The sequence below is a fragment of the Sphingobium sp. KKT206 genome (assembly GCF_055640555.1).
Genome location: NZ_CM145764.1, coordinates 1,694,523 through 1,715,605, shown reverse-complemented (window position 1 = coordinate 1,715,605; position 21,083 = coordinate 1,694,523). Strand labels below are relative to the sequence as shown.

General features: G+C 62.8%; 20 protein-coding genes. 12 read left to right on the top strand and 8 right to left on the bottom strand.

All coding sequences use genetic code 11. The annotated features are described in order from the left end of the window. Positions 1 to 145: 145 nt before the first annotated feature. Positions 146 to 760, top strand: coding sequence for a 30S ribosomal protein S4 (gene rpsD / locus ACZ2HM_RS08060; protein ID WP_037476595.1), 615 nt, complete (start codon positions 146 to 148; stop codon positions 758 to 760). A gap of 66 nt (positions 761 to 826) precedes the next feature. Here rpsD and ACZ2HM_RS08055 read toward each other — a convergent pair whose 3' ends face one another. Further along, positions 827 to 2,806: an alpha/beta hydrolase family protein gene (locus ACZ2HM_RS08055; protein ID WP_069067038.1), complete on the bottom strand. Its 1,980-nt coding sequence runs from the start codon at positions 2,804 to 2,806 to the stop codon at positions 827 to 829. Between the two features lie 131 nt (positions 2,807 to 2,937). Between ACZ2HM_RS08055 and ACZ2HM_RS08050 the strand changes: the two genes are divergently transcribed. Beyond that, positions 2,938 to 4,617: a M28 family peptidase gene (locus ACZ2HM_RS08050; protein WP_470426724.1), complete on the top strand. Its 1,680-nt coding sequence runs from the start codon at positions 2,938 to 2,940 to the stop codon at positions 4,615 to 4,617. A gap of 100 nt (positions 4,618 to 4,717) precedes the next feature. Here the strand turns inward: ACZ2HM_RS08050 and ACZ2HM_RS08045 are convergent, their stop codons facing one another. Continuing rightward, positions 4,718 to 5,170: a DUF6265 family protein gene (locus ACZ2HM_RS08045; RefSeq protein ID WP_470426723.1), complete on the bottom strand. Its 453-nt coding sequence runs from the start codon at positions 5,168 to 5,170 to the stop codon at positions 4,718 to 4,720. Positions 5,171 to 5,270: 100 nt separating this feature from the next. Here ACZ2HM_RS08045 and ACZ2HM_RS08040 point away from each other — a divergent pair, with 100 nt between their 5' ends. Both ACZ2HM_RS08040 and aguB read left to right on the top strand, forming a co-directional pair. Next, positions 5,271 to 6,254 carry an agmatine deiminase family protein gene (locus tag ACZ2HM_RS08040; protein WP_470426722.1) on the top strand — a complete coding sequence of 328 codons (984 nt, stop codon included), beginning with the start codon at positions 5,271 to 5,273 and terminating at the stop codon, positions 6,252 to 6,254. A gap of 117 nt (positions 6,255 to 6,371) precedes the next feature. Further along, positions 6,372 to 7,220: an N-carbamoylputrescine amidase gene (aguB, locus tag ACZ2HM_RS08035; protein ID WP_043148608.1), complete on the top strand. Its 849-nt coding sequence runs from the start codon at positions 6,372 to 6,374 to the stop codon at positions 7,218 to 7,220. Positions 7,221 to 7,233: 13 nt separating this feature from the next. Here aguB and rnhA read toward each other — a convergent pair whose 3' ends face one another. Genes rnhA through ispH form a run of 3 tightly spaced genes read right to left on the bottom strand, consistent with a single transcriptional unit; the run spans position 7,234 to position 9,665 of the window. Then, positions 7,234 to 7,680 carry a ribonuclease HI gene (gene rnhA / locus ACZ2HM_RS08030; RefSeq protein ID WP_037476600.1) on the bottom strand — a complete coding sequence of 149 codons (447 nt, stop codon included), beginning with the start codon at positions 7,678 to 7,680 and terminating at the stop codon, positions 7,234 to 7,236. Positions 7,681 to 7,724: 44 nt separating this feature from the next. Beyond that, entirely contained in the window at positions 7,725 to 8,702 is a 978-nt protein-coding gene (thrB, locus tag ACZ2HM_RS08025; protein WP_470426721.1) for a homoserine kinase, read from the bottom strand. 3 nt (positions 8,703 to 8,705) lie between these two features. Continuing rightward, positions 8,706 to 9,665 (bottom strand): 4-hydroxy-3-methylbut-2-enyl diphosphate reductase, encoded by a 960-nt coding sequence (gene ispH / locus ACZ2HM_RS08020; protein ID WP_096061889.1) that lies wholly within the window; start codon positions 9,663 to 9,665, stop codon positions 8,706 to 8,708. A 168-nt stretch (positions 9,666 to 9,833) separates the two neighbouring features. Here ispH and ACZ2HM_RS08015 point away from each other — a divergent pair, with 168 nt between their 5' ends. From ACZ2HM_RS08015 to nagZ, 4 genes are all read left to right on the top strand, one after another. Then, on the top strand, positions 9,834 to 10,442 hold the full coding sequence (locus ACZ2HM_RS08015) for a hypothetical protein (RefSeq protein WP_037478756.1): 609 nt from the start codon (positions 9,834 to 9,836) through the stop codon (positions 10,440 to 10,442). Positions 10,443 to 10,644: 202 nt separating this feature from the next. Further along, entirely contained in the window at positions 10,645 to 12,369 is a 1,725-nt protein-coding gene (gene argS, locus ACZ2HM_RS08010; protein ID WP_470426720.1) for an arginine--tRNA ligase, read from the top strand. 22 nt (positions 12,370 to 12,391) lie between these two features. Further along, positions 12,392 to 13,114, top strand: coding sequence for an SPOR domain-containing protein (locus ACZ2HM_RS08005; RefSeq protein ID WP_069066284.1), 723 nt, complete (start codon positions 12,392 to 12,394; stop codon positions 13,112 to 13,114). 52 nt (positions 13,115 to 13,166) lie between these two features. Next, positions 13,167 to 14,180 (top strand): beta-N-acetylhexosaminidase, encoded by a 1,014-nt coding sequence (gene nagZ / locus ACZ2HM_RS08000; protein WP_470426719.1) that lies wholly within the window; start codon positions 13,167 to 13,169, stop codon positions 14,178 to 14,180. A 5-nt stretch (positions 14,181 to 14,185) separates the two neighbouring features. Here nagZ and ACZ2HM_RS07995 read toward each other — a convergent pair whose 3' ends face one another. Beyond that, positions 14,186 to 15,799 (bottom strand): GNAT family N-acetyltransferase, encoded by a 1,614-nt coding sequence (locus ACZ2HM_RS07995; RefSeq protein ID WP_470426718.1) that lies wholly within the window; start codon positions 15,797 to 15,799, stop codon positions 14,186 to 14,188. A gap of 96 nt (positions 15,800 to 15,895) precedes the next feature. Then, positions 15,896 to 17,116: an NADP-dependent isocitrate dehydrogenase gene (locus tag ACZ2HM_RS07990; protein ID WP_470426717.1), complete on the bottom strand. Its 1,221-nt coding sequence runs from the start codon at positions 17,114 to 17,116 to the stop codon at positions 15,896 to 15,898. Between the two features lie 158 nt (positions 17,117 to 17,274). Here ACZ2HM_RS07990 and ACZ2HM_RS07985 point away from each other — a divergent pair, with 158 nt between their 5' ends. Together ACZ2HM_RS07985 and ACZ2HM_RS07980 are read left to right on the top strand one after the other, a co-directional pair. Further along, positions 17,275 to 18,009: a phosphatidylserine decarboxylase gene (locus tag ACZ2HM_RS07985; protein ID WP_069067039.1), complete on the top strand. Its 735-nt coding sequence runs from the start codon at positions 17,275 to 17,277 to the stop codon at positions 18,007 to 18,009. Continuing rightward, complete coding sequence (locus ACZ2HM_RS07980; protein ID WP_470426716.1) at positions 18,006 to 18,791, top strand: CDP-alcohol phosphatidyltransferase family protein; 786 nt, start codon at positions 18,006 to 18,008, stop codon at positions 18,789 to 18,791. The genes ACZ2HM_RS07985 and ACZ2HM_RS07980 overlap by 4 nt, the downstream gene beginning before the upstream one ends. A 7-nt stretch (positions 18,792 to 18,798) precedes the next feature. Here the strand turns inward: ACZ2HM_RS07980 and ACZ2HM_RS07975 are convergent, their stop codons facing one another. Then, on the bottom strand, positions 18,799 to 19,023 hold the full coding sequence (locus ACZ2HM_RS07975) for a hypothetical protein (RefSeq protein WP_470426715.1): 225 nt from the start codon (positions 19,021 to 19,023) through the stop codon (positions 18,799 to 18,801). 257 nt (positions 19,024 to 19,280) lie between these two features. On the opposite strand from ACZ2HM_RS07975, the gene rpsB reads away from it, so the two are divergent. Next, the gene (gene rpsB / locus ACZ2HM_RS07970) at positions 19,281 to 20,039 is read left to right on the top strand and encodes a 30S ribosomal protein S2 (RefSeq protein WP_043152929.1); all 759 of its coding nucleotides are present in this window, start codon (positions 19,281 to 19,283) and stop codon (positions 20,037 to 20,039) included. Positions 20,040 to 20,136: 97 nt separating this feature from the next. After that, a complete protein-coding gene (tsf, locus tag ACZ2HM_RS07965; RefSeq protein WP_069066290.1) occupies positions 20,137 to 21,063 on the top strand; it encodes a translation elongation factor Ts in 927 nt (308 codons plus the stop codon). Positions 21,064 to 21,083 lie beyond the last annotated feature (20 nt).

Below are 21,083 nucleotides of genomic sequence, written 5' to 3'. Positions count from 1 at the left end.
CATGCCCGGCCCTTCTCTCCATAGGCGCGCCTTCGCGATTGGTCCCGCATCCCGGTGAAGCGGTGGCCCTGCCCCTGAGTGTTTCGACGCAATACGGACGTAGGCGATACCGGGGTAACGTTGTTAGCATATCGAAGGAATTATCATGACGAAGCGCACAAGCGCCAAGTATAAACTCGACCGTCGCATGGGCGAGAACATCTGGGGCCGTCCCAAGTCGCCTGTCAACAAGCGCGAATATGGTCCGGGTCAGCACGGCCAGCGTCGTAAGGGCAAGGTGTCCGATTACGGCATCCAGCTGCGCGCCAAGCAGAAGCTCAAGGGCTATTATGGCGACATCACCGAGAAGCAGTTCAAGAAGAACTATTTCGAAGCGAGCCGCATGAAGGGCGATACCGGCCAGAACCTCATCGGTCTGCTGGAACGCCGCCTGGACGCCGTTGTCTATCGCGCCAAGTTCGCGCCGACCATCTTTTCGGCCCGCCAGATCGTTTCACACGGCCACATCTATGTGAACGGCGTGAAGTGCAACATCGCGTCGCGTCTGGTGAAGCCGGGCGACGAGATCACGCTGGGCAAGAAGGCGCAGGAAATGGCGCTGGTGATGGAAGCACAGGCCCTGGCCGAGCGCGACATCCCCGACTATGTCGCACCCGACGGTGCCGCCAAGGTCAGCTATGTCCGCGTACCGACGCTGGACGAAGTGCCCTATCCGGTGAAGATGGAACCGAACCTGGTCGTCGAATTCTATTCGCGCTAATCGGTTTTCCGACAGACTTACGAAAAAGGGCGGTTCCGCAAGGAGCCGCCCTTTTTCTATCTGGGGCTATTTCCCCGCCGCCAGCAGGAAGTCGGCGCTCTGCTGGAGCATGTCGGCGCGCGCATCGCTGTCGTTCAGGCTGTGCGCCAGCCCGTCATAGATGACCAAGCGGCTGCGCTTGCCCGCGCCTTCCAGTTTGCCTTGCATGATTTTTGCCTGGCTGATGTCGACATTGCCGTCGTTTGTGCCGTGAAACATCAGGACCGGGGCGCGGAACTGCGCGGCATGGCTGGATGGCGAAGCGTCTTCGGCCTCCGGGCCAGTGCCCATGCGCTGCTGCTGAACGAGGTAACTGCTGTCATATTGCGCGCGGCGCAATCGATCGCCGAAATCCGTGACGGGCGCGATGGCGACCACCGCCTTGAACAGATCGGGGTCGATGACCTGCGCCTGCAGCGCCGCATAGCCGCCATAGGACCAGCCCGCGATGGTCAGCTTCGCCGGGTCGGCAATGCCCTGTGCCACCAGCCATCGTCCGGCGTCCACGACGTCGCCGATCGCCTTGCGCCAGGATCGATAGCCATTTTGCATCAGCCATTGTTCGCCAAAACCATAGGAACCGCGAAACTGCGGCTGGATGACGGCGAAGCCGCGTGCCGCATAATATTGCACCAACCAGTCGAAACCCCATTCGTCCCGCGACTCCGGGCCGCCATGGGGCAGGACGATGGCGGGCAGACCCTTGGCGCTTTCTTTGCCGGGCGGCAGCGTCAGATAGGCTGGGATCGTTACCCCATCGCTTGCCTTGAAGCTCGTCGATTGCATCGTGGCCAGTTGGCGGCCAGCCAGTTCGGGGCGATCCGGCATCAGGGGTGACAATTTGCGCGCCGTCCGATCGAACAGATAATATTGGCCCGGATCGATGTCGCTACCGGCCCATACCAGCACCCGCTGCCCATCGCTGCTCATGTCGCCGATGTGAACAGCCTTGCCACCCAGCGCCTTACCCAATGAGGTAACAAGAGAAGCTGCGTCTTTGTCGAAATACACGGCTTCGCGATGCTCTAGCACATAGCTGACGCCCACGACCCGGCGGTCGCGGCCGACCCGGATCAATCCGGTCACGTCGACTTGCGGATGGGCGAAGACGACTTTCTTTTCCTGGCCGGGGTCAAGCGCGATCGAGACCAGCGCGTCGCGACCGTTTGTCTTTTCAAAGCCATAGGCGATATTCTGCTGCGGATCGACGGCGAGGGGATAGAAGCCGCTATTGTCGCGCACGTCGTAGGTCGAAAGGTCGTCCCAGCCCGACTTGCCTTGTGGGCGATAGAGGAATTTATAGGTTCCCTTGGAATAGCCGGTTCCCTTGATCTCCTGCAGTCCCATGATCCGAACTGTACCGACGCCGTCCGAAATATAATCGACTGCCAATTTGGCCGGTGTTTCAACCCGTTTCCCGCTGCCACTGCGGGTGTCGATGCGATCGACGCCGAGCCCCTCCAGTCGCTTTTCCACAAGGCTGCCGATCTTGGCTTCAGGGACATAGGATCGGGTCATCAATATCGCGCCGTCTTCGCCAGGCAGCAGATCGACGATGTCACCCCCGCGAAAATCGGCATGCAACGCATTTTGGCCCCGCCGCTGGCTCAGCAGTTTGGCGTTGCCGCCGGATGCATCCACCGCGAAAATGTTGCTGAAGCCATAGACGTCGTCGGCATAGCGGCTTTCGCCATAAATCTGGCAAGCTAGGCGATCGGTCGCGACCCAATCGCAGCTGGAGAGATATTCCGGTTTACCGGTGGTCGTGGCCGCCACCGTCAACTCCGCACCTTCCTTGGCCTCCAACACATAGGCGCGGCTCGTTCGTCCTGGCCCCGCTGCGATCAGCGCGATTTTCTGGCCATCGGGCGAAATGCTGGCGGAAATCACGGTTTCGCGCGCGCCAAAGGCCTTGGCGAGGGCATCGGGCGGGGTTTGCGCCAGCGCGACCGGCGCGGTTCCGGTGGCCAGCGCCGCCATGATCACTGCCTTGCGATATCCGATCATGCCCATTCACTCCCCCATTGCCCCAGTAACAAATGGCTAGGCGAGCGCTGCAGACTTGGCAACGGCCTTGCTTGCCCTGTGTCCCGCACAGTGGCATCACCCTGCTATCACAAGAATAAAGGGTGCCTTTCATGCGTAGCTCCATCGCGGCGATTGCCGCCGTTCTCGCCCTTTCCGCCTGCGCCACCGATGGCATGGATGCGCCGCCCGCGTCGGTCGCTGCGGCGCCCAATGGTGCCGAGCCATCGATCGACACGATGAAGCGGCTGGTGCAGGAAATGTCGTCCGACGCCTATGAGGGCCGCGCGCCTGGCTCTGCGGGCGAGGAGAAGACGTTGGCGCTGCTGGTGGCGGAGTTCAGCAAGCTGGGGCTGAAGCCAGGCAATAAGGGCAGCTGGTTTCAGGATGTCCCGCTGGTCGAGATCAATGCCAAGAATGTGTCGCCGCTGACTTTCACGGGTGGCAAGAGTGCGGTCAGCGCCAGCTATGGCCCCGAAATGGTGGTCGGCACCTATCGCACGACCCAGCCGAAGATCGCGATCAAGGACAGCCCGGTCGTCTTCGTGGGCTATGGCATCAATGCGCCCGAAAAGGGCTGGAACGACTATGCCGGCGTCGATGTGAAGGGCAAGACCGTCATCATCCTGGTCAATGATCCCGACTATGAGGCGACGGGCCTGACCGGGCCGTTCAATGGCCGGGCGATGACTTATTATGGCCGCTGGACCTATAAATATGAGGAAGCGGCGCGACAGGGCGCGGCTGCCGCGATCATCGTGCATGATACGGTGCCCGCCGCCTATGGCTGGAACGTCGTGCAATCGAGCTGGACTGGCGCGCAGCATGTCGCCGACAGTGCGGATGGCAATGCCAAGCAATCTTCGGCGGTCGGCTGGATTCAAAAGGACAAGGCGGCGGTCCTGTTCGCCAGCGCCGGGCTGGACCTGACCGCGCAGATGGCAGCCGCCAAGCAAGCCGGGTTCAAGGCGGTGCCGCTGGGCGCGGTCAAGGCGTCGGTGTCGTTCGACAACGACTTGCGCAAACATAGTTCGAAGAATGTCGTCGCGCTGCTGCCCGGCAAGACGCGCCCCGATGACTATGTCCTCTATAGCGCACATTGGGACCATCTGGGTCGATGCCAGGCCGCGCCTGATGGCGATGGCATCTGCAACGGCGCGGTCGACAATGCGACCGGAACGGCGGCTCTGGTGGCGCTGGCGGAGGCCAATGTGAAGGCGGGCCCGACCGATCGTAGCCAAGTATTCCTGGCGGTGACGGCAGAGGAATCGGGGCTATTGGGATCGGCCTATTATGGCAGCAATCCGGTGGTGCCGTTCAACCAGACCGTTGGCGGCGTGAACATGGATGCACTGTCGGTCGCAGGGCGCGCCAAGAATGTGGTGGTGATCGGCAAGGGCAAGTCGCAACTCGACGCCTATCTCGACCGCGCCTTGGCCGCGCAGGACCGGGTCGCGACGGTGGAGCCGACGCCGGAGAAGGGCTATTATTATCGCTCCGACCATTTCAGCTTCGCCAAGCACGGCCTGCCGATGCTCTATTTCGAGGGCGGCGAGGATCTGGTCAATGGCGGCACGGCGGCGGGCATGGCCGCAGCGGAAGATTATACCAAGAACCGCTACCACGGGCCAAAGGATGAATATGATCCCAATTGGGACTGGACCGGCGTGCTGGCCGACCTGAAGCTCTATTATACGGTCGGGCGCGATCTGGCGAATACGACGGACTGGCCCAACTGGGTGGATGGCGACGAATTTCGCGCCATCCGCGACAAGGATCGGGCCGGGAAATAGTCAGTCAACAAACCTATATTCGTTTCGAGCGAAGTCGAGAAACGCCGGCACCGCGCTTCTACTTCTCTACTTCGCTCGAAACGAATGGCGATTTTGTACGTCACTCACCGGCTGGGGCATAGGTCCAGTTCTGCGCGCGGCTGCCATCCATGTTCGCCGTTTCGGCCATGAGCAGGCGCCCCTCCCGCCAGTAGCGGATGCGTTGCGGATAATCATGGGCAGGATTGGCAAAGCTGATGTCCCGCACGCCCTCGGCTATCGCGGGAAAAATCGTCGCCGGGCCGCCTTCGGGTGCGCCGTGGAAAGCGAGCGATCCGTCGGCTGCGCGAACGATCCGCATCACTTCCCAGGATTGCAGCTTTTCGCCGCGCCCCGTGCGTCCCACGCCGATCATCACGCCGCCGCGCGGCAGCGTCCACACTTCCTCGCTCCAGCGATCGTCGCGCTTCTGCACCCATTCCCCGGTCAGCCAATCGGGCAATTCGCCTGCGCTGCCGTGGACGGGCAGCGCCAGCAGCAGCGCCGCTATGATCGTCGAAACTCTTCTCTTCATGGCTCCCGCCCTCTGTCCAGACCCGATCCGGCACGCTATGGAGCGCGCCTAACGCCCGCTATCACGGATCGGCCTTTCCGCCGAGTAAGGACGACATTGCATGACTTTTCGTATGCCTGCCGAATGGGCACCGCACGACTGGACCTGGATCGGCTTTCCGACCAACGCGGATGAATGGCCCGGCGCATTCGATGCCGCGCGGGCGCAGATCGCCGCCTTTGCAAGCGCACTCCATGCCGATGGGCGCGGCGAAGAGGTGCGGCTGGTCGCAGCGAACGAGGGTGATGCCGACGCCGCGCGGGCCTTGGTCGCGCCCGGCGTGTCGATCGTCTTGCAGGCGCTGGGCGACGTCTGGCTGCGCGATACCGCGCCTATCACCGTGCTGAACGGCAAGGCGCGGGCTTTGGTCGATTTCGGCTTCAACGGCTGGGGCGGTAAATATCAGATGGCGGGCGACGAAGATATCGGCGCACGGCTGGCGGCGACCACCGGCTTGCCGACATCGACGCAGCAGTGGGTGTTCGAGGGCGGGGCGGTCGATACCGATGGCACCGGCCTGTTCGTGACCACCGAACAATGTCTGCTCCATCCCAATCGCAACCCGGACCTCGACCGGGGCAAGATCGAAACGCTGCTGGCCGGGAGCCTAGGCCTCTCCGACATGCTCTGGCTCGGCGATGGATTGCTGAATGACCATACCGATGGGCATGTCGACAATCTGGCGCGGTTCGTGGGCGAAGGGCTGCTGGCACTGCCGATCGCGACGACGGAGGACGATCCCAATGCGGCGATCTACGCCGACGCACGCGCGCGAGCGAGCGCCCATGGCATTACCGTGGTGGACATGCCGTCGCCGGGGCGGGTGATGGTCGATGGCGAGGCCATTCCGGCCAGCTACATGAATTTCTATGTCGGCAACGCGGCCGTCATCGTGCCCATCTATGGCCAGCCCAATGATCAGGCGGCGCTCGACGCGCTGGCACCCTTCTTTCCGGGGCGGGATATTGTCGGGCTGCGCAGCGATGCCATATTGTCAGGCGGCGGCAGTTTTCATTGCTGCAGCCAGCAAATGCCAAGTGTTTAACATCAACCGTTCGGGCTGAGCGAAGTCGAAGCCCGCGCCTGAGCGCAAGCGAAGGCACCTCGCTATCGCTCGGTGGAGCCCTTCGACAGGCTCAGGGCGAACGGAGAAACAGACGATATGACCAAAGTGACCGTTGCCGCGCTCCAGCTCAGCTTTTCGGACGATATGGGCGAGAATATCGCCAAGGTGGCTGAGCATGTGACCAAGGCCGCCGCGCGCGGGGCGAAGATCATATTGCCGCCCGAATTGTTCGAAGGGCCCTATTTCTGCCGTGTCGAGGACGAAGCGCTGTTCGCGCTCGCGCAGCCGACCGACAGCCATCCGGCGGTGCAGGAAATGCGCAAACTGGCCAAGGATCTGGGCGTCTATATCCCGACCAGCTATTTCGAGCGCGACGGGCAGCATCATTATAATTCGCTCGCGATGATCGATGATCAGGGCGAGATTATGGGCGTCTATCGCAAGAGCCATATTCCTGACGGGCCGGGCTATGAGGAGAAATATTATTTCCGCCCCGGCAATACCGGCTTCAAGGTGTGGCCGACCAAATATGGCACGATCGGCGTCGGCATCTGCTGGGACCAATGGTATCCCGAATGTGCGCGGGTGATGGCGCTGATGGGCGCGGAGATGCTGTTTTACCCGACCGCGATCGGATCGGAACCCTATGATGCGGACCTCGACACCAGCCGCATGTGGCGGCGGGCGATGATCGGCCATGCGGTCAGCAATTGCATGCCGGTGATCGCCGCCAACCGCATCGGCGAGGAGGATGGCCAGCGTTTCTACGGCCACAGCTTCATCAGCGACGAATGGGGCGACCTGATCGCTGATGGCGATGCCAAGGATTTTGGTGCGCTGGTGGCGACGCTGGACCTGGCGCAGGCGCGTACCCATCGCGCCGGCATGGGCTTCTTCCGCGATCGGCGGCCGGAGCTATATGGGCGGATCGCGCAGGATATTTGACGCGAGGCAGGCGTCAGCGGCGGAAGCTCTCCGCCGCGGCGCAGGCGAGCTGGTCGGCGCGCTCATTTTCCGGGTGACCGGCATGGCCCTTGACCCATTGCCAGGTCACCTGATGCCGGGCGGTGGCCTGCACCAATAGCTGCCAGACTTCGGCATTCTTCACCGGCTTGCGATCAGCGGTTTTCCAGCCATTTTTCTGCCAGCCGAAAATCCATTTGGTGATGCCGTCCATCACATATTTGCTGTCGGTATAGAGCGTGACGCGGCACGGTTTGCTCAGCGCATTGAGCGCCTCGACCGCGGCCATCATCTCCATCCGGTTGTTGGTGGTCTGCGCCTCGCCGCCCGATATTTCCTTTTCCTTCGCGCCAAAGCGCAGCACCGCGCCCCAGCCGCCGGGGCCGGGATTGCCCTTGCACGCGCCATCGGTGAAAATCTCTACGGTCGGCAGGTCGGTCATGCTGTCTCCTCCGATCGCGTCGAAAGAGGCGATCGGATCATGGGTTATGCGCCGAGCAGGTCGGCTGCGTCGGCGTTGGCGTAGAAGTCGAGCCGACGCAAATAGGCGAGCGGGTCTTTGCGCGTCACCAGCGCGTCGGCCGGCGTGTTAATCCAGTCATAGGCGCGGGTCAGCAGGAAACGCAGCGCCGCGCCCCGGCACAGGACCGGGAAGGCAGCGCGTTCCGCATCGGTTAAACCGTGCGCCTGCGTGTAGCCTGCGCCCAACGCCGCCGCCCGGTCGCCAAAGAAGGTCGCGCCATCATGGCTGAACGTCCATGCGCTGTGGGTGATGGCCAGGTCATAGGCGCGGACATCCGTGCAACTGAAATAAAAGTCGATCAGGCCAGTGACCCGGTCGCCCAGCATCAGCACATTGTCGGGGAACAGGTCGGCATGAATGACGCTGCGTGGCAGATCGGCAGGCCAATGCGCGTCGAGATATGCCAGTTCGTCGGCGACCCGTTCAGCAAGGCCGGCGGCGATCTGGTCGAAATCCGTGCCGCATTTGCGCGCCAGATCATGCCAGCCCGCCTTGTCGAGCGCGTTAGGCCGCTCGCTCGCAAAGCCGTCGGCCGCGCGATGCAGTTCGCCAAGCGCCTGGCCCGCCGCGCGCGCTTGCGCCGGGGTCGGCTCGGTCACGGAAATGCCGGTCAGGAACTCGATCAGACAGGCCGGGCGTCCCGCGAGCTGCTGCAATCGCTGGCCGCTGCGATCGGCGATGAAGCGGGGGACAAGGCAGCCGCGCGCGCCCAGATGGTCGAGCAGGTCCATGAAGAAGGGCAGGTCGGCTTCATCCACCCGCTTTTCATAGAGGGTCAAGATGTAGCGATGGCCTGACCCGTCCGCGCCGGTGGTTTCGAGCAGATAATTGCTGTTTTCGACCCCTTCGGCGATCCCCTTGGCGGACACGAGGCGACCAGCGTCATAGCGGGTGAGGAAGGCGTCGATCTCTTCGGCCGGAACCTGGGTATAGACGGCCATGGATCAGACGGCCTCCAGCCCGCGCGGCAGCTTGAAGGCGATGCTTTCGCGCGCGGTTTCGACGATCTCCTCGGTCACGTCATAGCGCGCCGCGAGGCCATTCACGACTTCGCGGACCAATATCTCCGGCGCGGACGCCCCAGCGGTCAGTCCCAAAGTCGTCACGCCGTCGAGCCAATCGAAGTCGATTTCATCGGCGCGCTGGATCAGCCGGGCGCGGGTGCCCTCGCGCTCGGCGACCTCCACCAGTCGCAGCGAGTTGGAGCTATTGGGGGCACCGATGACATAGAGCGCGTCGCAACGAGGGGCGATCGCCTTGACCGATGTTTGGCGGTTGGACGTGGCGTAGCAGATATCCTCGCCCTTGGGCGCGGCGATGTCGGGGAAGCGGCGCTGGAGGACGGCGACGATCGCTGCGGTATCGTCCACCGACAGCGTCGTCTGCGTCAGGAACGCCAGATTGTCGGCATCGGTCGGCGCGAACGCTTCTGCGTCCTCCACCGTTTCGATGAGCGTCATCGATCCGTCGGGCACCTGGCCGAACGTACCGATAACTTCGGGATGCCCCTTATGCCCGATGAAGAGGATATGGCGGCCAAGCTCGACCTGCCGTTCGGCCTGGCGATGCACCTTGCTGACCAAGGGGCAGGTGGCGTCGAGATAGGACAGGCCACGCTCCTCCGCCTTGGCCGGGACCGCCTTGGGCACGCCATGGGCGGAAAAGACCACCGGTACGCCATCTGGCACCTGGTCCAGTTCCTCGACAAAGATCGCGCCCTTCGCCTTCAGGCTGTCCACCACATATTTGTTATGAACGATTTCATGGCGGACATAGACCGGCGCGCCATAGGCTTCGATCGCCTTCTCCACGATGATGATGGCGCGGTCGACCCCGGCGCAAAAGCCGCGCGGGGCAGCGATCAAGAGGGTCATTGGCGGGCGGGCGGCGGTGGGCTCGGTCATGTCTTCGCGCTTAGGCGAATGTAAGCCACGAGGAAAGCCGCTTCCTTCCGGTTGCATGGGCGACGGCGGATGGATAAGGAAGCGCGATGCTTTCGGCCGATGGGCCATGCCAAGGATTATCTGCCTGTGCCAAGGAACGTCTGTCTGTCTCGTGTCGCCCTGACTGCCATGCTGGCTTTGACCCTGGCGGGCTGTTCGCGCCGGGGAGAAATCGATGCGTCCGGCGGTATCGTCGCAGTGCGATCGGCCTGCCCGGTGGCGGCGGTGCCGGCCTATACCGGGGACATCACGCTGTTCAACCCGGCCAACAGCACCGATGCCTCGGCGATCGACGTGGTGGCCAACATCACCGACCTGCGATCGACCTGCACCGACGGCGCGCAATTCTATACCGAAGCGACCTTCACCGTGAACGCCCGGCGCAGCGACGCGAGCGCGGCGCGGCAGGTGACGCTGCCTTATTATTCCGCCGTGGTGCGTGGCGGCAATGCCGTGGTCGCCAAGCGGGTGGGTCAGGTCACGCTGAATTTTGCGCCCGGCGATTATCGCGCCAGCGCGCAGGCGAAGGCTGCTTCCTATGTCGAGAAATCCTCGGCCACGCTGCCTGCCGACATTCAGGCGAAGATCGTCCAGAAGCGCAAGGCCGGTGACGCCGATGCCGCGATCGACCCCTTCGCCCAGCCCGACGTCAAGGCGGCGCTGGCACGAACCAGCTTCGAACTGCTGGTCGGGTTCAACCTGACCCAGGATCAGTTGCGATACAACGCGACCCGCTAATCTTACCCGATTAACCTATCTCCGTTCGTGCTGAGTAGGGACTGAGCGAAGCCGAAGGCCCGTATCGAAGCATCACACGCTGCGCAGATCCTTCGATACGCCATTTCGACTTCGCTCAATGCCTGCCTGAGCGCCTGCCTTAGCAGGCAGTCGAAGAGGCTACTCAGGACGAACGGCATTTTGTGATGCAGGATATAATCTGATGTCCCTTTACACCCGTTTTACCGCCCATCTCGACGCCGTGCTGGACGCGCTGGAAGTTGATGGCATTCTGCCCGCTGGCCTCAACCGCAAGCCCGTGACGGTCGAGCCGCCGCGCGACCCCAGCCATGGCGACATGGCGACCAATGCGGCGATGGTGCTGGCCAAGCCTGCTGGCACCAATCCGCGCGCCTTGGCTGAGGCCATCGTCACCAAGCTGCAAGCGCTCGAAGAGGTGGAAAGCGCCTCGATCGCCGGGCCGGGCTTCATCAATCTGACATTGACCGATGCGACATGGCGCGCGGAACTGGCGGCGATCCAGACCGAGAGCGACGATTATGGCCGGTCCGATGTCGGGCAGGGCATCACCGTCAATATCGAATATGTCTCCGCCAACCCGACCGGCCCCATGCATATGGGCCATTGCCGCGGCGCAGTGGTGGGCGACGCGCTCGCCACCTTGCTCGAATATGCCGGGCATAAGGTGATCCGCGAATATTATATCAATGACGCGGGCGGCCAGGTTGATGTCCTCGCCCGCTCGGCGCACCTGCGCTACCGCGAAGCGCTGGGCGAAACGATCGCCATCCCCGAAGGCCTGTATCCGGGCGATTATCTCGTCCCGGTGGGCCAAGCATTGGCCGCCGAATATGGCGATCGGTTCGTGGATGCGCCGGAGGGTGATTGGCTGGTGACCTTCCGCACCTTCGCCGTGGCGAAGATGATGGACATGATCCGCGATGATCTCGCGCTGCTCGGCATCCATCATGACATTTTCTCGTCCGAGGCGGAATTGCAGGCGGCGGGCAAGCCGGAACAGGCCGAAGCCTGGCTGCGGGCGCAGGATCTGGTCTATGATGGCGTGCTGGAAGCGCCCAAGGGCGAACTGCCCGACGATTGGGAACCGGTCGAACTGCCGCTGTTCCGCTCGACCAAGTTCGGCGACGATCAGGACCGGCCGATCAAGAAGTCGAACGGCAGTTGGACCTATTTCGGCGCCGACATGGCCTATCATTACCAAAAGGCGCAGTATGCTGACCAGTTGATCGACATTTGGGGCGCGGACCATGCCGGGACTGTCAAGCGCATTCAGGCGGCAGTCGCTGCGCTGACGGAAGGCAAGGCGCGGTTCGACGTCAAGCTCATTCAGATGGTCCGCCTGCTGCGCGATGGCGAGCCGGTGAAGATGTCCAAACGCGCGGGTAATTTTGTGACGCTCGCCGATGTCGTGGGCGAAGTGGGCAAGGATGTCGTGCGCTTCACCATGCTGACGCGCAAGGCCGATGCGCAGATGGATTTCGATTTTGCCAAGGTGGTGGAGGCCTCGAAGGATAATCCGGTCTTCTACGTCCAATATGCCCATGCGCGCATCTCGTCGCTCGGACGGCGGACGCAGGAGGCAGGGATTGCGCTTCCCGCAGCCGACCTGTCCCTTCTTGGGACGGCGGAATTGGGCTTGGTCAAGCTCGCCGCGCAATTCCCGCGCGTGGTGGAAGGGGCAGCGCAGATGCGCGAGCCCCACCGTATTGCCTTTTATCTCAATGACTTGGCGTCCGCGTTCCATGGCTGGTGGAATATGGGCAATGACGATCCGCGCGCGCGGGTGATCCTGGCCGACGATCCGGCGATGACGGCGGCACGGCTTTCCCTGGCGCAGGGAATAGGGCAGATTATCCGCAACGGCCTCGCCCTGATGGGCGTGGTCGCGCTGACCGAAATGCAGTGAATGAAAGCGGAGTGAAGTGACGATGAGCGACTATGGGCGCGGTCGACTCGATTTCGACGATGAGGACCGGCTGCCCTGGCTGGAGCCCGCGATCGACGATAGCGACCCGGAAAGCCTTTCGCCGCTGCGTCTGCTCGGCTTGATCCTGCTCGGCCTGATCCTGGTGGGCGCGGTCGTCGCCGGTGTGTGGTGGGTGCAGAATCGCAACGGCGCTAATCTGGCCGGCGAAGGGCAACTCATCGCCGCGCCGCCGCAGGACTATAAGATCGCCGCAAACGAAGCCGATGCGCGCAAGTTCGATGGCGAGGGCGATGCCAGCTTCGCCGCGAGCGAAGGCGTGGCGCGTGACGGGCGGATCGACCCCAGCCGCGTGCCTGAAACGCCGATGGCCAAGGGCACGCCTGCGCCCACCGGCACCCGGCCGGTCGTGCCGGTCAAGCCTGCGCAAAGCGTCTCCGCGCCCGTGACCGACGGCACGAGCAACACGCCGGTTGCCGCCACCAAGGCCGCGAGCGGCGGCGCGATGATCCAGCTGGGCGCCTATGGCAGCGCAGCGGGGGCCAAGGATGCCTGGAGCCGCCTGTCCAAGCGCTTCGCCTATCTCGCGCCGCTCGCCATGACCGTCGAACCGGCACAAGTCGGCGGCGGCACTGTCTATCGCCTCCGCGCCAGCGCGGGCGGGCAGGCGAGCGTCATTTGCGGCAAGCTCAAGGTGGCGGGCGAAAGCTGCCTGATGGTCAATTAGGATCGGATAAAGCCCTTCGACAGAAGCGCCGCACATCGTTACCGTCGACGCCATGAAGCCTGTTATTTTCGGCCTGTCCGGGCCAGTCCTGACCCCTGACGAGCGCGCCTTCTTTGCCGAGGCGCAGCCCGCAGGCTATATCCTGTTCAAGCGCAACATCGCCGATCGGGCGCAACTGCGCGCGCTGACCGACGATCTGCGCGCTTTGCATGGGCGCGACGACCTGCTGATCATGATCGATCAGGAAGGCGGTCGCGTGGCACGGATGGCACCGCCGGTTTGGGCTGCCTTTCCGCCCGGCGCTGTGTTCGATCGCCTTTACGACGTCGCGCCGTCGAGCGCGATCGCGGCGGCGCGGGCTAATGCCCATGCTATTGCCCTGACGCTCGCCGAAGTCGGTATCACCGTTGATGCGCTGCCCTTGCTGGATGTGCGGCAGGATGGCGCGAGCGATATCATGGGCGACCGAACGTTGGGGGCCGAACCGATGCGGGTGGCGGCCTTGGGTCGCGCGACGCTGGAGGGGCTGGCGCAGGGCGGCGTGGTCGGCATCGTCAAACATATGCCGGGGCATGGTCGCGCCCTGGTCGACAGTCATCTGCAACTGCCGGTGGTGAAGGCCGACCTCAATGCGCTGGAAACCGACCTTGGCCCGTTCCGCACACTGAACTGGGCACCGATGGGGATGACCGCGCATGTCGTCTATACCGCCTGGGACGCCGATCAGCCCGCCAGCCTGTCGCCCAAGGTCATCGGCGGAATCATCCGAGATTCGATCGGCTTTGACGGCCTGTTGATGTCGGACGATCTCGACATGAAGGCGCTGGATGGCAGTATCGCGGAACTGGCCGCAGGCGTCGTGGCGGCCGGGTGCGACCTCGCGCTCAACTGCTGGGGGCGGATGGACGATATGGTCACCATCGCCGACGCCTTGCCTGATATGCGAGCGGAGTCCCGCCTACGGCTCGACCGCGCGATGGCCAGCGTTACGCGCGGCGCGGATCAGCCGCCGCTCGAAGCGCTGCTGGCGACGCGCGACCGGCTGCTGGAACCGGTCGCGGCCTGATCGCCTTAGCCGCCGCCGGGTGAATTATGGCCCCCGGCGGGAACGAGACCGCCACTGGGCGCATGGCCATGGTCGGGATTGCTGTCCCATTCGATATGATAGAGGTCGAACCGCCGGTCGCGCAGGTTGCGGACGGTCCCTTCGGCCCGTGCCCAGCTCAGGTCCGCCAGGTTCACGTCGGCCATCGTCAGCGTCTCGACATTCTCGGTCGATTCCGCCGCAATGCCATCGCGCGCGAAGGGCAGGTCGCATGGCGTCAGGATCGCGCTCTGCGCATATTGAATGTCCATATTGTCGACATTGGGCAGGTTGCCGACATTGCCTGACATGACGACATAGCATTGATTCTCGATCGCCCGCGCCTGTGCGCAATAACGCACCCGCATATAGCCAAGCCGCGAATCGGTGCAGAAGGGCACGAAGATGATCCGTGCGCCCTGATCCACCAGCCGCCGCGCCAGTTCGGGAAACTCGCTGTCATAGCAGATCAGCACGCCGATCGGCCCGCAGTCGGTCTGAATCACGTCGAGCGAATCGCCACCCTTGATGTTCCACCAGAAGGATTCATTGGGGGTGGGGTGGATCTTCTCCTGCGTGTGAACCGAGCCATCGCGCAGCGCAACATAGGCGATATTCTGAATGTCGCCATCGTCGGCGCGGGTCGGGTGGGAACCGCCGATGATGTTGATATTATATTGCAGCGCCATCCGCGTCAGTTCCTTGGTCAGGCGCGGGGTATAGCTGGTGAGCTTGTCGATCGCCTCCATCGGGTTGAGCTTCTTGGTCTCGAACGAGAGCAGGGGCAGGGTGAAAAGCTCAGGGAAGACGATGAAGTCGGAGCGATAATCCGCTGCGACATCGACGAAATATTCGATGTTGCGGACGAACCCCTCGAAATCCTCGACCGCGCGCGCCTGCAACTGGCAGGTGGCCAGGCGGACGCTTTCGACGCCGCGCGGCACGCGCATTTCTGGCGCTTCGTCGGGATCGACATAGGGGTTGCGCCAGACGAGGTGCGCGGCGTGGCCATCGGACTGCTTGTCTTCGGGCAGATAATTTTCCAGCACGCCCAGCGGCTCGAACTGGTTCTTGAGCTGGAAGCTGACGACTTGATCGCGGATCTTGCCCGCGGCGACCTTGTCGAGATAATCTTTGGGGCCTTCGACCTTGCGCTTGGCGCGCAGATAGCCCGGCATCCGGCCGGCGATGACGATGCCGTGTAGGTCGAGCTGTTCGGCCAGTTCCTTGCGCTCGTCATAGAGGCGTTGGCCGATGCGCAGGCCGCGCAGCTTGGGGTCCACCGCCATCTCATAGCCATAAAGCCATTCGCCCGCCGCGCTGTGGCGCGTGCCGAAGCCATTGGCGGTGATCTCTTCCCAGTCGTGCCAGGCAAAGGCCATGCCCTTGCTGACCCGCATCGTCGCGCAATAGCCCACGACCTTGTTATCGTAGAGCGCGACGAAGCAGCCATCGGGGAAATTGTTGATCTGGCCGCGCACGGTGGCGGGGGAATAATTGGGCAGGCCCGGATAGACGCGGGCGATAAGCCGGATGATCGCGCGTACGTCGGTCGGCACCGCCGGGCGCACCTCAAGGCGTTTCTGCGTGGCTGTCGTCATGGCTTTTTTCCCTCGGCGCGATGGCTATGGAAAAGGCGGCGCCGAATAATCGGCACCGCCTCATTCCGTTTCCGTACTGAAAGCTCCAGGAGCCTATCAGTTCCACTTGGCCATTTCGGCTTCCAGATTGACGCGGATCTGCTCGAAAAACTGCTCCGTCGTCATCCATGCCTGTTCCGGGCCGATCAGCAGCGCCAGATCCTTCGTCATCGCGCCATCTTCGACGGTCTTGATGCAGACGCGCTCCAGCGTTTCGGCGAATTTGGTGACTTCGGGCGTGCCGTCGAACTTGCCACGGAAGGACAAGCCCTGCGTCCAGGCGAAGATCGACGCGATCGGGTTGGTCGAGGTCGCCTTGCCCTGCTGATGCTGGCGATAGTGGCGGGTGACGGTGCCATGCGCCGCTTCCGCTTCGACCGTCTTGCCGTCGGGCGAGAGCAGGACCGAGGTCATCAGGCCGAGCGAACCGAAGCCCTGCGCCACGGTGTCCGACTGGACGTCGCCGTCATAATTTTTGCAGGCCCAGACGAACTTGCCGCTCCACTTGAGCGCGGACGCGACCATGTCGTCGATCAGGCGATGCTCATAGACGATGCCCGCCGCCTTGAACTTGTCGGCGAATTCGGCGTCGAACACTTCCTGGAACAGATCCTTGAAGCGGCCGTCATAGGCCTTGAGGATGGTGTTCTTGGTCGAAAGGTACAGCGGCCATCCACGGTCGAGCGCATAGTTCATGCTCGCCTTGGCGAAATCGCGGATCGATTCGTCCAGATTATACATGCCCATGGCAACGCCAGCGGCCGGGAAGTCGAACACTTCCTTTTCGATCTTCTCGCCATTTTCACCGTCCCAGATCAGACGCAGCTTGCCGGGGCCGGGGACCAGGAAGTCGGTCGCCTTATACTGGTCGCCAAAGGCATGGCGGCCGATGACGATCGGGTCGGTCCAGCCGGGGACCAGACGGGGGACGTTCTTGATGACGATCGGTTCGCGGAACACCACGCCGCCCAGGATGTTGCGGATCGTGCCGTTGGGCGACTTCCACATCGACTTGAGGTTGAATTCCTCGACGCGCTGTTCGTCGGGCGTGATGGTGGCGCACTTCACGCCCACGCCATATTGCTTGATCGCCTTGGCGCAATCGACCGTGATCTGGTCGTTCGTCTCGTCGCGCTTCTGGACGGACAGGTCATAATATTTGAGGTCGATGTCGAGATAGGGGAGGATCAGCCGTTCGCGGATCCATTCCCAGATGATCCGGGTCATTTCGTCGCCGTCAATCTCAACGACCGGGTTCTTCACCTTGATCTTCGCCATGCGCCTGTTCGCCTTCTTCATCGTGGGTGGATTTGGCAATCGCCCTAGGCAAAGCGGGCAGAATGTTCAACTGCGCACGCATAGTTATATGACAGACCGGAGCCTTCGCCGGGATCGGCCGTTGTCAGGGGGAAGCTCTCTCCCTAAAGATGGTGGCCATGGACAATAACGAAATCACGATCGCCGCTGGCGGCAATGTCAAATGGCGCTTTCCTTCGGTTCACCCGGAAGGGATGAAATTCGGCCTGATCGCGGTTGCAATCACGGCGCTCCTGTTCCTCGTGGGATGGGAGGTGCTGGGATGGCTGATGCTGATGGTGACGATCTGGGTCTTCGCCTTCTTCCGCGATCCGGTGCGGGCCGTGCCACAGGATGAAGGCGCGATCATCGCGCCGGCCGATGGCCTGGTGACGCTGATCCAGCGCGTGCCCCCGCCGCGCGAAATGGCGGGCGTGGATGGCCTTGGCGATCAGCCGATGATCCGCGTGTCCATTTTCATGAGCGTGTTCGATGTCCATATCAATCGCACACCGATCGGCGGCACGATCAAGTCGGTCGTCTATATTTCGGGCAAATTCCTCAATGCCGATCTCGACAAGGCGAGCGAGGATAATGAGCGCCAGCATATATTGGTCGAACGCCATGATGGCGTCCGCATCGGCTTTACGCAGATTGCGGGCCTCGTGGCGCGCCGGATCGTGCCCTTCGTCAAGCCTGGCGACATGGTCGCGGCGGGACAGCGGATCGGCCTCATTCGCTTCGGCAGCCGGGTCGATGTCTATCTGCCCGCCGGAACCGCGCCGCGTGTGATCCTGGGCCAGCGCACCATCGCCGGGGAAACCATCCTGGGGCAAATGGGTGATCGCCGGGTCGTTGCCGGTATTCAGCAATGAGGCGGCGGCGCGCCGTGCCGCAGGGCATGCGACGGGGGATAACCCTGCGCATGCTCGCCCCCAATGCCGTCACGGCGATGGCCTTGTGCTTCGGTCTGACCGGCGTGCGCTACGGCATATCGGGCGATTGGGAACGGGCCGTGCTGTCGATCATCTTTGCCGGGGTGCTGGACGGACTGGATGGCCGGATCGCGCGGATGCTGCGCGGCGAAAGCCGATTCGGCGCGGAACTGGATTCGCTGTCCGATTCGATCGCATTCGGCGTCGCGCCAGCCTTGATCCTCTATCTCTGGTCGCTGCACGCCATGCCGAAATTCGGTTGGATCTTCGCGCTGGCCCACGCCTTGTCCTGCGCGCTGCGCCTGGCGCGCTTCAACGCCAATATCGATGCGGAACAACAGCCGCATAAATCCGCCGGTTTCATGACCGGCGTGCCCGCGCCGGCCGGGGCGGGGTTATCCTTCGTGCCGCTCTATCTGTGGCTGGTGACGGGCGAAGACCTGTTCCGCGCCTGGTATGTCGTGGCACCCTGGACGGCGTTCGTCGCCTTCCTGATGATCTCCAACATCGCGACCTATAGCTGGTCGGCGCTGCGGTTGCGCAAGCGCATCCGGTTGGAAGTCATTGCCTTTGCCGGACTGCTGGCCGCGTTGCTGGTAACCGACCCCTGGCTGACGCTGTTGCTGCTTTGCGCCGTCTATGTGGCCCTGATCCCGTTCGGCATCATCTCCTATGCCAAGGTCGTGCGGACTCGCGAGGCGGAACGGCCAACGCCTGCTTAATAAATGATCAGGCCGCGAAAACGCCGTTCGGTACTCGGACGGCGGAAACGCGGTCTGCATCGGCGGCGCGGGGACGACGGATACGCACATGGTAAACAGGCGTGTGCGGGATCGGCTCGAACTGGAGCGCGGCGATCATCTTGTCATGATAGAGCAGGAACATCCATGCGATGGTTCCCACGGCCATCAGGAATGCGCCAAGAAACAGGGTCGCTGCAACGAATGTGAACATAACGGTCACTTTCCATCTTGCCATTTGCACGGCTGGCCTCACTATGACGGTTTCAACGGCAGCGAACCGCCTTTGTTCCATTTGTTCACTTTATGTTCCGGTTTGCGGCGCAAGTCAAGCCTTGCACATTATTTTCTGCGGCGTTAAAGGCGCGCCTCATTCCACATGGGAATCATCATATCCGGTGCTGGCAGCGGTCTTTCAGACCATCTGCGGTTCCCGATTCCCAGAGGCATTAACCGGAAGGAGATTATCTTATGGCGGCTCCTGTTGTCACCATGCACCAATTGATCGACGCTGGCGCGCATTTCGGCCACCAGACCCATCGCTGGAATCCGCGCATGAAGCCGTATATTTTCGGCGAGCGCAACGGCATCCACATCCTTGACCTGTCGCAGACCGTGCCCCTGTTCGGCCGCGCGCTCGACTTCGTGTCGGGTACGGTTGCCGCCGGTGGCAAGGTGCTGTTCGTCGGCACCAAGCGCCAGGCGCAGGATCCGATCGCCGAGGCCGCGCGCAAGTCCGGCCAGCATTTCGTCAACCATCGCTGGCTGGGCGGCATGCTCACCAACTGGAAGACGATTTCCGGTTCGATCAAGCGCTTGAAGACCCTTGAGGAAAAGCTGCAGGGTGACACCCACGGCCTGACCAAGAAGGAAGTGCTTCAGATGACGCGCGAGCATGAGAAGCTCGAAATGTCGCTCGGCGGCATTCGCGACATGGGCGGCATTCCCGATGTCATGTTCGTGATCGACGCGAACAAGGAAGAACTGGCGATCAAGGAAGCCAACACGCTCGGCATCCCGGTCGTTGCGATCCTCGATTCGAACGTCTCGCCCGACGGCATCGCCTTCCCGGTTCCCGCGAACGATGACGCCAGCCGCGCCATCCGCCTTTATTGCGACGCCATTGCGGCCGCCGCGACCAAGGGCAACCGTGGTGCGCAGCAGGCTTCGGGCGTCGACCTGGGCGCGATGGACGAACCGATGGCGGAAGAGGTTGTCGCCGAAGCCTAAGAGCGTCGCGCAACTGAAAGAATGACAGGCTAGGGCGCGCTCTTTCAGAGACGCGCCCTGCCGCATATTTGAACCACACTGATTTAGGAGCCGAAACATGGCCGATATTACCGCCGCTTCCGTCAAGGAACTTCGCGACCGTTCGGGCGCGGGCATGATGGATTGCAAGAAGGCGCTCACCGAAGCCAATGGCGACATCGAAGCGGCAACCGACTGGTTGCGCGCCAAGGGTCTGGCCGCTGCGCAGAAGAAGTCGAGCCGCACCGCGGCCGAAGGTCTGGTCGGCGTGGCCGTTGCCGGGACCAAGGGCGTCGCCGTCGAAGTGAACAGCGAAACCGACTTCGTCGCCAAGAACGAACAGTTTCAGGATTTCGTCCGCACCGTCTCGACGATCGCGCTCGAAACCGGCGCTGCCGACGCTGAAGCGCTGTCGGCCGCTGCTTATCCGTCGGGCGGCACCGTCGCTGAAAAGCTGGTCGCCAACATCGCCACCATCGGCGAGAACCAGACCGTGCGCCGCGTCGGCCATGTCGAAGTGAGCCAGGGCGTCGTCGTTCCCTACGTCCATAATGCTGCTGCGCCGGGCCTCGGCAAGATCGGCGTGCTGGTCGCGCTGGAAGGCGATGCGTCGGCTGAGGTCATGGAGCCTTTGGGCAAGCAGATCGCGATGCACATCGCCGCTGCCTTCCCGCTGGCGCTGGCCGCGTCGGACATCGATCCGTCGCTGCTGGAGCGTGAGCGCGCGATCGCTGCTGAAAAGGCCGCCGAATCGGGCAAGCCCGCTGAGATCGTCGCCAAGATGGTCGACGGTGCGGTCGCCAAGTTCGCCAAGGAAAACGCGCTGCTCTCGCAGCTGTTCGTGATGGACAACAAGACCCCGGTCGCCGACGTCGTTGCCAAGGCGGCCAAGGACGCCGGCGCGTCGATCAGCCTCAAGGGCTATGTCCGCTTCCAGCTGGGCGAAGGCATCGAAAAGGAAGTCAGCGACTTCGCGGCGGAAGTCGCGGCGGCTGCCGGCGTCTGACATACGGACGTACAGTCTGA